The organism is Thaumasiovibrio subtropicus (assembly GCF_019703835.1).
Classification (GTDB): Bacteria; Pseudomonadota; Gammaproteobacteria; order Enterobacterales; family Vibrionaceae; genus Thaumasiovibrio; species Thaumasiovibrio subtropicus.
Genome location: NZ_AP023054.1, coordinates 556,489 through 567,847 on the forward strand (window position 1 = coordinate 556,489; position 11,359 = coordinate 567,847).

The window sequence follows — 11,359 nt, forward strand, 5'->3', positions numbered from 1 at the left end:
GTAAACAAAAGCCCCGTATTTTGCGGGGTTTTTTATTTTCTCAAATTAACCGCTTTATCTAGATAAGCTAATACCGTTATGCAGCTACGTTCTCGACATAAAACCCTTGATTTAAACCGTATTCATACCATGGGTATCGTAAATGTGACACCAGACTCATTCTCAGATGGTGGACAATTCAATCACTTGGATACCGCACTTCGTCATGTGGAACACATGGTTGAAGCGGGCGTGAGTCTGGTTGATATCGGAGGCGAGTCAACGCGCCCCGGTGCACCCGATGTTCAACTTGAAGAAGAGTTATCGCGTGTAATCCCCATTATTGAGGCTATCCGAAGTCGGTTTGATTGCTGGATTTCGCTTGATACCAGCAAGGCGAAGGTGATGGAAGAGGGCATTCTCGCTGGCGCTGATCTGATCAATGATGTGAGAGCGTTGCGCGAACCGGGAGCGCTTGAAGTCGTTGCTAAGGCGCAAGTACCTGCTTGTTTAATGCATATGCAAGGTCAGCCTCGAGACATGCAGCATTCGCCTAGCTATGACGATTTGATGTTAGACGTTGAACATTTTTTACAAGAGCGTGTCGACGCTTGCGCTCATGTCGGCATTGATAAGTCAAAACTGCTCCTCGACCCGGGTTTTGGTTTTGGTAAGACCTTGGAGCACAACTATCAAATGTTGGCGCAACTAGACCGATTTCACCAACTCGGTCTACCTTTACTTGTAGGCATGTCCCGCAAGTCGATGATATTTAAATTATTAGATAAGAAACCAGCCGACACACTCGCGGGGAGTTTGGCATGTGCAGCGATTGCTGCAATGAAGGGTGCACAAATTATCCGTGTTCATGATGTTCAAGAGACCCTAGATGTCATGAAGGTGTGTCAAATGACCTTGGATCAGGTTGGCTGAATACAACAGCTAGGAGCTAACAAATGGTACAACGAAAATACTTTGGTACAGATGGCATTCGCGGCAAAGTAGGGGAATATCCGGTTACCCCTGATTTTGCCTTAAAGTTAGGGTGGGCTGCTGGCCGAGTATTAGCAAAGCAAGGCACCAAAAAGGTACTAATTGGAAAGGATACGCGTATTTCCGGCTATATGCTGGAGTCTGCCTTAGAAGCGGGTCTCGCAGCGGCAGGATTGCAAGCGGCATTTACTGGACCCATGCCGACGCCTGCGATTGCGTACTTAACCCAAACCTTCCGTGCGGAAGCGGGGATCGTGATTTCTGCTTCACATAACCCCTACTATGACAACGGTATCAAATTCTTTTCCTCAGAAGGGACTAAGTTGCCTGACGCCGTAGAGCTAGAAATCGAAGCAGAGCTCGAAAAAGCAATCACCTGTGTGGATTCAGCGGAATTGGGTAAAGCGACACGTATCGCTGATGCCGCTGGTCGCTATATTGAGTTTTGTAAAAGTACCTTTCCGAGTGAACTTTCACTTTCTGGCTACAAGGTCGTGGTCGATTGTGCGCATGGTGCGACATACCATATCGCGCCAAATGTATTTAAAGAGTTAGGTGCAGAGGTTGTCGCCATCGGTTGCCAACCTAATGGTACTAACATCAACGACGAAGTCGGGGCGACGGATGTCCGTGCACTACAAGCAAAAGTGGTCGAGGAGAAAGCTGACTTTGGTATCGCCTTTGATGGCGATGGCGATCGTGTCATCATGGTTGATGAAGAAGGCAATAAGGTTGATGGTGACCAAATTGCCTTCATTATTGCTCGTGATGCTTTGCGACGTGGTGAGCTCAAAGGCGGCGTGGTGGGTACCTTGATGACTAACTTGGGCATGGAAGTAGCACTAAAGAATCTCGGTATTCCTTTTGTTCGCGCGGCAGTAGGTGATCGCTACGTCATGGAAAAACTGAAAGAGCATGGCTGGAATATCGGTGCTGAGAACTCAGGGCATGTTATTTTGTTGAATAAGATCCCAACGGGCGATGGCATTGTGGCTGGCTTACAAGTGATAGCGTCCATCGTGGGGAGCAAGCAAAGTCTGAAGTCATTGTGTGACGGCATGAGCCTTTTCCCTCAGGTACTCGAAAACGTTCGTTTTAAAGGTGATGCTAATCCGTTAGAGTCTGAAGCGGTACTGCACGCCAAAGCGGTGGTTGAAGAGAAGTTGGGCGATGCTGGTCGCGTGTTATTGCGAAAGTCGGGGACTGAACCATTGATTCGTGTCATGGTGGAAGGCGAAGATGCCGAATTAGTCCAGCAGTCTGCGCTTGATATCGCCGAAGCCGTGAAAGCTAACTGTTAATGAAGGAGTAGCCCGTTTCAAGGGCTACTCCCCTTTCAGCGGTGAGTGCTATCTAAAATCGCTTTAAATGCAGGCAAAGTGCCCTTAATGATGTGAAAGTTGTTCACAATTCCTGCAACTGATTCAGAAGTCGCGAATAATTTAAAAAAACCGCTTGTCAGCCAGTAATGGTTTCGTTAGTATTCAACCCGCTCCTCAGAGAGCGAGCGCTAGCTGTGAATCGTTACTGCTGGCTCAACAATTTGGAACATAGGTGGAACGAAATGTATGAAATTCTACTTGTGATTTACCTGTTGGCCGCATTGGGTGTAATTGGCCTAGTGATGATTCAACAAGGTAAAGGCGCAGATATGGGAGCTTCATTCGGGGCTGGTGCATCAAATACAGTATTTGGCGCTAGTGGCTCTGGAAACTTTTTAACCCGGATGACTGCAATCTTTGCCACCATCTTCTTTGTACTTAGTCTTGTACTAGGTAACATGACAGCGAAAAGCACAGGTCAAGGAAGTGGATGGGAGAATCTAGAGCAAGCCGAACAGGTGGTTGCTCCTGTGGAAACGACTGAAAACAGCGATATTCCACAATAAATAGCTTTGCCGAGATGGTGAAATTGGTAGACACGCTAGCATGAGGTGCTAGTGCCGCAAGGTGTGTGGGTTCAAGTCCCACTCTCGGCACCATTATTACTGCATAAGCAGTTGGTAGGATAAAACCTACATATATCGGACGCGGGATGGAGCAGCTTGGTAGCTCGTCGGGCTCATAACCCGAAGGTCGTCGGTTCAAATCCGGCTCCCGCAACCAATCCGATTTCCTGATTGTGTGATTTTACTAGTCGATTTTATCTATCACTGTAAAAATCATATATACTCAATCAGAAGTATTGTTCGAATCGAGTTATTCAAACAATATCGCGGCAATAACCGCAACCTTTCGCACAAGATAGCCGTTTCATAGAAACCAACTCTCTTGTGTGGTGTCGCTAAGCGACATCAGGGTCCAGTAACATTAACCCCGATTATCGGGGTTTTTTGTTATCTGAAGCAGACCATTCAGGTATTTTACTGGGCTTTTAAGCCCTTTTTTTGTTTCTGGAGGGTAGCCATGACAGGCTTAGAAAAGCAATTAACCGAGCTGTTGGAAGCGCCTGTTGAAGCGCTAGGTTACGAGTTAGTTGGACTCGAATTTGTACGTGCGGGAGAGTTCTCTACGTTGCGTCTGTTCATTGATCAAGAGAACGGTATCACAGTCGAAGATTGTGCTGATGTGAGCCGTCAGGTCAGTGCGGTAATGGATGTTGAAGATCCAATTACTGTTGCCTACAACCTAGAAGTTTCTTCTCCTGGGTTAGAAAGGCCTCTATTTAAAGCAGCACACTACGAGCAATTTATTGGTCAAGAAGTGAGTGTGGTGTTGAAGATGGCGATGGGTAATCGTCGTAAATGGAAAGGCATCATTGCTGGCGTTGAGGGTGACACAATTATCCTAACGGTTGATGGCAATGACGAGAGCTTTGCACTAAGTAATATTTCCAAGGCGAACTTGGTTCCGTCCTTCTAGGACTAGATGGAGCATTACAGATGAACAACAAAGAAATTTTGGCTGTCGTAGAAGCGGTGTCCAACGAAAAAGCGGTTCCACGTGAGCGTATTTTTGAAGCTTTGGAAATTGCACTAGCTACGGCAACGAAGAAAAAATATGAAGCTGAAATTGACGTACGTGTAGAAATTGATCGTAAAACTGGTCACTTCGACACTTACCGTCGTTGGTTGGTAGTAGAAGAAGTCGAACTACCGACAAAAGAAATTACATTGGAAGCGGCTCAGTACGATGATGAAACTATCGAACTGGGCGGCTTTGTAGAAGATCAAATTGACTCAGTAACATTTGATCGCATTACAACGCAAACGGCGAAGCAAGTCATCGTACAAAAAGTACGTGAAGCTGAGCGCGCGCAAGTAGTTGAGCAATTTATTGACAACGAAGGTGAGCTAATCACTGGTGTTGTTAAGAAAGTAAACCGCGACCAAGTTATTATCGATTTAGGTAACAACGCTGAAGCGGTGATTCTGCGTGAAGATCAGCTACCTCGAGAAAACTTCCGCCCAGGTGACCGTGTTCGTGGTCTGCTCTTTGCAGTACGTCCAGAAGCGCGCGGTTTCCAACTGTTCATGACTCGCTCTAAGCCTGAAATGATCATGGAGCTTTTCCGTATCGAGGTACCTGAGATCGCTGAAGAGATGATCGAACTGATGGGTGCTGCTCGTGATCCTGGTTCTCGTGCAAAAATCGCAGTAAAAACTAACGATAAGCGTATTGACCCAGTGGGTGCGTGTGTTGGTATGCGAGGTGCACGTGTTCAAGCTGTGACCGGCGAACTAGGTGGTGAGCGTGTTGATATCGTGCTGTGGGATGAGAATCCTGCTCAGTACGTCATCAATGCAATGGCACCGGCTGAGGTTGACTCTATCATCGTTGATGAAGATAGCCACAGTATGGATATCGCTGTACAAGCGGGTAACCTGGCACAGGCTATCGGCCGAAACGGTCAAAACGTTCGTCTAGCTTCACAACTTACCGGTTGGGAACTGAACGTCATGACAGTGGAAGACTTGCAGAAAAAGCATCAGGAAGAAGCGCAAGAATCGATTGATGCCTTCATTAAATATCTTGATATTGATGAAGATTTTGCAACCGTATTGGTTGAAGAAGGTTTCACAACTCTAGAAGAAATTGCTTACGTACCAGTGAGCGAATTGATGGAAGTGGATGGCCTGAACGAAGAGATCATTGATGCGCTACGTTCTCGAGCTAAAGAAGCACTTACCACAATTGCTCTAGCGAAAGAAGAAGTTCTAGAAGGTGCTGAGCCAGCAGAAGACCTACTGGGTCTAGAAGGTCTAGAGCGTGAGCTTGCATTCAAGATGGCAGCAAAAGGTGTCGTAACGCTAGAAGATCTAGCCGACCAAGGCACTGATGAGTTGCTAGATATTGAAGGTATGACCGAAGAACGTGCCGGTGAGCTGATTATGGCCGCACGTAATATCTGTTGGTTCGGAGACGAAGCCTAATTACAACACAGCAAGGGAGGAGCAGCATGTCAGAAGTTACCGTTAAGGCGCTGGCTGAAGAGGTAAAAACCCCAGTTGAGCGTTTGCTTCAACAATTATCCGATGCTGGTATCAGCAAGAAAGCTGACGACGTTGTGAGTCAAGATGAGAAGCAAAAGCTCCTTACTCACCTGAAAAAAGAGCATGGCTCTGAATCAGGCAGTGAGCCGACGCGTCTTACTTTACAACGTAAAACTCGCAGCACTTTGAGCGTATCAGGTGCCGGTGGCAAGAAAGATGTTCAAGTCGAAGTGCGCAAAAAGCGCACTTACGTGAAACGTAGTGCTCTTGAAGAAGAGCAGCGTAATGTTGAGCGAGCGAAAGAAGAGCAACTAGCCGCTGAGGAAGCTAAACGCGCAGAAGAAGCCGCAAAACGAGAAGCTGAAGAAACAGCGAAACGCGAAGCGGAAGAAGCTGCAAAACGTGAAGCTGAAGCTAAAGCGAAACGTGACGCTGAAGAGAAAGCGAAACGCGAAGCAGAAGCGGCTAAGCGTAACAGTGAAGATACAAAAGTCGATGCTGCAGAGAAGGAAGCAGCGAAGAAAGCCGCTGAACAGGCTAAGAAAGAAGCTGAAGAGCTGAAACGCCGTCAGGAAGAGGAAGCCAAGCGTAAAGCCGAAGAAGAGAGTCAGCGTCAGCTAGAAGAGGCACGCAAAATGGCAGAAGTAAATGAAAAACGTTGGGCGCAAGCAGCCGCTGCCCCAGCAGAAGAAAACGCAGATTACCACACAACGACCTCTAAGTACGCTCGAGCAGCGGAAGACGAAGCGGATCGTCAAGAGGAAGGTGGTCGTCGTAAGAAGAAACGTCGCAAAGCATCTGATAAAGATGACAACAATGGTCGTGGTGGCCGTAATCAACGTGGTCGTGGTAAGCGAGGTAATGTCGCTAAACCATCTTCAATGCAACACGGTTTTAACAAGCAAGCACAAGTAGCGAAAGCCGACGTAGTGATTGGCGAGACCATTGTTGTTTCTGAGCTGGCAAATAAGATGTCAGTGAAGGGTGTTGAAGTCATCAAGGTGATGATGAAGATGGGTGCGATGGCAACCATCAACCAAGTGATTGACCAAGAAACTGCACAACTTGTCGCAGAAGAAATGGGTCACAAAGTTGTTCTTCGTAAAGAGAACGAGCTTGAAGAAGCGGTGCTTTCTGACCGTGACAACAGTGCAGACGAGATGCCTCGTGCGCCAGTGGTTACCATCATGGGCCACGTTGACCATGGTAAAACATCTACGCTTGACTACATCCGTCGCGCTCACGTTGCGTCTGGTGAAGCGGGTGGTATTACCCAGCATATTGGTGCCTACCACGTAGAAACTGATAACGGTATGATCACCTTCCTGGATACTCCGGGACACGCCGCGTTTACCGCAATGCGTGCACGTGGTGCGCAAGCGACGGATATCGTTGTTCTTGTTGTTGCTGCCGATGATGGCGTCATGCCACAAACCATCGAAGCAATCCAGCACGCGAAAGCAGCAGAAGTGCCGCTTATCGTTGCAGTGAACAAGATCGATAAAGAAGACGCGAACCCAGACAACGTTAAGAATGAACTGGCGCAATACGATGTTATCCCTGAAGAGTGGGGCGGTGAGAACATGTTTGTTCACATCTCTGCGAAACAAGGGACTAACATTGACCAGCTACTAGAAACTATTCTGCTGCAATCAGAAGTACTAGAGCTAACCGCGGTTGCTGATGGTATGGCAACAGGTGTTGTTGTTGAATCACGTCTAGATAAAGGCCGTGGCCCTGTTGCAACAGTGCTTGTTCAGTCTGGCACCTTACGTAAAGGCGATATCGTGCTGTGTGGTCAAGAGTATGGCCGCGTACGTGCGATGCGTGATGAAACAGGTCAAGAAATTACAGAGGCGGGTCCATCTATCCCTGCTGAGATTCTTGGTCTATCAGGTGTGCCAGCGGCTGGTGATGAAGCGACTGTTGTACGTGATGAGCGTAAAGCGCGTGAAGTGGCTAACTACCGCCAAGGTAAGTTCCGTGAAGTGAAGCTTGCTCGCCAGCAGAAAGCGAAGCTGGAGAACATGTTCTCTAACATGGCTGAAGGTGAAGTTGCTGAACTGAATGTTGTACTGAAAGCGGACGTACAAGGTTCGGTTGAAGCGATTGCTGATTCACTACGTAAACTTTCTACTGAAGAAGTGAAAGTGAACATCGTGGGCTCAGGTGTAGGTGGTATCACTGAAACTGACGCGGTACTCGCGGCGGCATCAAACGCTATCATCCTTGGTTTCAACGTTCGTGCTGATGCGTCTGCGCGTCGTGCTATTGAGAACGAGAATCTTGACCTTCGTTACTACTCAATCATTTATCAATTAATTGATGAAGTGAAGCAAGCGATGAGCGGTATGCTTGCCCCTGAGTTCAAGCAAGAAATCATGGGTCTTGCAGAAGTGCGTGATGTGTTCAAATCGCCTAAACTTGGTGCTATCGCAGGTTGTATGGTGACCGAAGGTACTATCAAGCGTAACAACCCAATCCGCGTTCTACGTGATAACGTTGTTATCTATGAAGGTGAATTGGAATCACTACGTCGCTTTAAAGATGACGTTCAAGAAGTGAAGAATGGTTACGAGTGTGGTATCGGCGTTAAGAACTACAATGACGTTCGCGTTGGTGACCAGATCGAAGTCTTCGAAATCGTTGAGATTAAACGCTCAATTGATGACTAATAACCGACAGGCTCTGTACTTAGGTTGTTGAATACACCAATGGGGGGCTTTAGCCCCCCATTCTTTCTTAAGAGAAGTCTATTATGTCAAAAGAATTTAGCCGCACCCAGCGAGTATCGCAGCAGGTGCAAAAAGAGCTAGCCGTGATCCTTCAACGCGAGATCCGCGAAGAGCGTCTAGCCATGACAACTATTTCTGACGTCGAAGTATCTCGTGATATGGGTTACGCGAAAGTCTTTGTGACTTTCCTAACCATCGGCGATCAAACCAACGAAGAATCGTTGAGCATTCTTCAAGAGAAAGCGCCATATATTCGTTCGCTACTGGGTAAACGTATTCGACTACGTGTGACCCCTGAGCTGCGCTTCGTTTTTGATGAGTCCTTAACCGAAGGTATGCGCATTTCAAATCTTGTATCAAAAGTCGTTCGTGATGATGAAGATCGTCACGTCGATGATGAGTCTGGAGAAGCGTAATGGGTCGTCGTCCACGTCGTCGCGGTCGTCCTGTTGATGGTGTGATTTTGTTGGATAAACCAACGGGGATCACGTCTAACGATGCACTGCAAAAAGTGAAGCGTATCTTCTTTGCTGAGAAAGCGGGCCACACAGGTGCGCTTGACCCTCTTGCAACCGGCATGCTGCCTATCTGCTTTGGGGAGGCGACGAAGTTTTCGCAATATCTATTAGATTCGGACAAGCGTTACCGAGTTATCGCCAAGTTAGGTGAGCGTACCAATACCTCTGACTCTGATGGTGAGGTGGTTGAAACCCGTGAAGTGAAAGTGGACCGTGGGACATTAGAGCGCAGTATCGCCTCTTTCCGCGGCGAGACCGATCAAATCCCTTCTATGTTTTCAGCATTGAAGTATCAAGGCAAACCGCTTTACGAATACGCGCGTGAAGGTATCGAAGTGCCTCGTGAATCGCGAAAGATTACCGTTTACTCGATTGAATTGTTACGCTTTGAAGGTGATGAAGTCGAGATGGAAGTACACTGTTCAAAGGGTACTTACATTCGTACTATTGTTGACGATCTTGGTGAACTGCTCGGTTGTGGTGCGCATGTTATCTATTTGCGTCGTACGGGGGTTTCTGGTTATCCGTACGAGAAGATGGTGACGTTAGAACAGCTCGAAACACTGCTTGAAACTGCGAGAGAACAAGAGATCCAGCCACGCGAGTTGCTCGATCCGCTGTTGTTACCGACGGATACTGCGGTACAAGATCTTCCAGAAGTGAACTTGATCCCTGTAGTGGCAAGTTATGCATTGAATGGCCAAGCTGTTAATGCACCTAACTTGCCTGCTGAAGGCACGCAAGTTCGTCTATCTCGAGGTGAGCAACGTGAGTTTATCGGTGTTGCTGAGATCAATGCCGAAGGCATGGTAGCGCCGAAACGCGTTATCGCATTTCGTCAGACCGCTGAGTAGCTCTACTGAATAGTGATGCTGGCTGATTTGCCGCGAGTAATAAAAAACGCGCCACTTAGTATTGAAGTGGCGCGTTTTTTGTTTCAGTGTTGCCGATATTAAGGCTTCACCGCAACGATGACATTACGGTTGATGGATTGATCGACACGATGGAGATAATCCACGTAGGGGGCTTCATCTTTCACAATAAAGCCCGCTTGTTCAAAGGCGACTGCCGCCTCTTTCCATTTTAGCGTGAATTCATTGAATGACAGTACGATAGCGCCTTTGGATTTGAGTGTCTGTTTCCATGAAGGTAAGGCTTCACTCAATAGTTCGAGAGGACTGCGTTCCATCTTCGGGGCTTTGGCATTCTTGCTGCCATGTTGTACCCCATAGGGTAAATCTGAAACCAACATATCGCAGCTATTTTTCTTGATCACTTGATGGCTTTCACGGGTGTCTATCGCGAGTAGCTTCAGGTTTTGCGCAGCGCCCTGATTGAACGCGTCTTTGTCAGCAGCGCAATCGAGAACAAAGCAATCAGCGAGTTTCTTTCCGTTCGAGCCAGTACGTTTTTCTTTTTTGGCTTTATGTTTAAATCGGCCCTGTTTCATGTATTTAGTTAGAAAAACTTCCGTTTCATGTACCCATTTATTATTGATTTCGACACCAATAACATCGAAACCGCGAATCAAGCCTTCATAGAGCGTTGTACCTTTACCGCACATCGGATCCATCAGACATAGTCGGTCACTGTTTGTTTCCGCAGCGCTATAAGCCAAATTGATCATCAATCGAGTAAATTGCTCGTTTGTTTTGCCTGTATAACGCAAGATTTGGCTCATGCTCTCAGGAAAAGTGAACGGGCTTGGTGGCGTGATCGGTTTAAGTAAACCATCGGAGAGCAACTCGAATAGCGCGTAATAAAGTGAGGAAGCGGCTAGTGCTGTCAGTGCCGATTCGCTCAACGGCGCATCCGTTGAAAAACAGATAGCAGCAGGGACGCCTATCTCTTTTTGAGCCACATCTTTGACGGCAACCCCCTTCGCTGTGAGTAATGCGGTGAGCTCGGCACAGCCGATAGTTAGCGCAGTATCAAAATAGATCCGATTGTGACCGGGATTGGCCAAAATAGCGTAATGTGGCATGGGGACTCTCGAGAAAGTACGTGAATAAGAAAACAGCGCAATATTAGCGTATTCAAGGTCAGGATGCACCTTGCAGTCAGGGATTGATCTGCGTATAATTCTCGCTCTCGGGTGTCGGCTGAATCAGAGATTGGCTGACACAAAGTTAAACTTTTACATTTAGGAAAAGATTATGTCTCTGAATGCAGAAACTAAAGCAGCAATCGTTGCAGAATACGCACAAGGCGAAAACGACACTGGTTCACCAGAAGTACAGGTAGCTCTACTGACTGCTTCTATCAACCACCTGCAAGGTCACTTTGCTGAGCACAAAGGCGATCACCACAGCCGTCGTGGCCTACTACGTATGGTTTCTCGTCGTCGTAAACTTCTGGACTACCTGAAGGGTAAAGACTACGACCGTTACCAATCTTTGATTGGTCGTCTGGGTCTGCGTCGTTAATTCGAACCAGATTTCAGAAAAAAGGAGCCGATTCGGCTCCTTTTTTTGATCCTCGCTTCACACCTGCCTGTGAAACTCGCCGAAATTCGCATATTAGTGCGGTTTGGGTATATACTACAGCACGAAAAAATTCGCTTCATCACTGAGTTATTCGCAGTCGTCTCTGTCGACCAGCAGGTCGCGGCTATTGGCAAATCATTGTCGCCTGAAGGCGGAAAACAGTGACTTACCATTAGTCGCGATGGCGAATAAAGTTAGCGTTGGAGCACCCATGCC

General features: G+C 47.4%; 10 protein-coding genes and 2 tRNA genes. 11 read left to right on the forward strand and 1 reads right to left on the reverse strand.

Going from position 1 to position 11,359, the window contains the following annotated elements:
• Positions 1 to 78 precede the first annotated feature (78 nt).
• The 10 genes from folP to truB all read left to right on the forward strand — a co-directional run bounded on the left by folP (position 79) and on the right by truB (position 9,511).
• Positions 79 to 912 (forward strand): dihydropteroate synthase, encoded by an 834-nt coding sequence (gene folP, locus TSUB_RS02640; protein ID WP_087023922.1) that lies wholly within the window; start codon positions 79 to 81, stop codon positions 910 to 912.
• A gap of 23 nt (positions 913 to 935) precedes the next feature.
• Positions 936 to 2,273 (forward strand): phosphoglucosamine mutase, encoded by a 1,338-nt coding sequence (gene glmM / locus TSUB_RS02645; RefSeq protein ID WP_087023920.1) that lies wholly within the window; start codon positions 936 to 938, stop codon positions 2,271 to 2,273.
• Positions 2,274 to 2,536: 263 nt separating this feature from the next.
• On the forward strand, positions 2,537 to 2,860 hold the full coding sequence (gene secG, locus TSUB_RS02650; protein ID WP_087023918.1) for a preprotein translocase subunit SecG: 324 nt from the start codon (positions 2,537 to 2,539) through the stop codon (positions 2,858 to 2,860).
• 8 nt (positions 2,861 to 2,868) lie between these two features.
• Positions 2,869 to 2,953: transfer RNA gene (locus TSUB_RS02655), tRNA-Leu, on the forward strand.
• Positions 2,954 to 3,000: 47 nt separating this feature from the next.
• Positions 3,001 to 3,077: transfer RNA gene (locus tag TSUB_RS02660), tRNA-Met, on the forward strand.
• Positions 3,078 to 3,377: 300 nt separating this feature from the next.
• Positions 3,378 to 3,833: a ribosome maturation factor RimP gene (rimP, locus tag TSUB_RS02665; RefSeq protein ID WP_087023916.1), complete on the forward strand. Its 456-nt coding sequence runs from the start codon at positions 3,378 to 3,380 to the stop codon at positions 3,831 to 3,833.
• 20 nt (positions 3,834 to 3,853) lie between these two features.
• A complete protein-coding gene (gene nusA / locus TSUB_RS02670; protein WP_087023914.1) occupies positions 3,854 to 5,344 on the forward strand; it encodes a transcription termination factor NusA in 1,491 nt (496 codons plus the stop codon).
• A gap of 26 nt (positions 5,345 to 5,370) precedes the next feature.
• Positions 5,371 to 8,079 carry a translation initiation factor IF-2 gene (gene infB / locus TSUB_RS02675; protein WP_087023912.1) on the forward strand — a complete coding sequence of 903 codons (2,709 nt, stop codon included), beginning with the start codon at positions 5,371 to 5,373 and terminating at the stop codon, positions 8,077 to 8,079.
• An 83-nt stretch (positions 8,080 to 8,162) separates the two neighbouring features.
• Positions 8,163 to 8,555, forward strand: coding sequence for a 30S ribosome-binding factor RbfA (gene rbfA / locus TSUB_RS02680; RefSeq protein ID WP_087023910.1), 393 nt, complete (start codon positions 8,163 to 8,165; stop codon positions 8,553 to 8,555).
• Entirely contained in the window at positions 8,555 to 9,511 is a 957-nt protein-coding gene (gene truB, locus TSUB_RS02685) for a tRNA pseudouridine(55) synthase TruB (RefSeq protein WP_087023908.1), read from the forward strand. The genes rbfA and truB overlap by 1 nt, the downstream gene beginning before the upstream one ends.
• Positions 9,512 to 9,609: 98 nt before the next feature.
• Here truB and TSUB_RS02690 read toward each other — a convergent pair whose 3' ends face one another.
• The gene (locus TSUB_RS02690) at positions 9,610 to 10,641 is read right to left on the reverse strand and encodes a TRM11 family SAM-dependent methyltransferase (protein WP_087023907.1); all 1,032 of its coding nucleotides are present in this window, start codon (positions 10,639 to 10,641) and stop codon (positions 9,610 to 9,612) included.
• Between the two features lie 172 nt (positions 10,642 to 10,813).
• Between TSUB_RS02690 and rpsO the strand changes: the two genes are divergently transcribed.
• On the forward strand, positions 10,814 to 11,083 hold the full coding sequence (gene rpsO / locus TSUB_RS02695; protein WP_087023905.1) for a 30S ribosomal protein S15: 270 nt from the start codon (positions 10,814 to 10,816) through the stop codon (positions 11,081 to 11,083).
• Positions 11,084 to 11,359 lie beyond the last annotated feature (276 nt).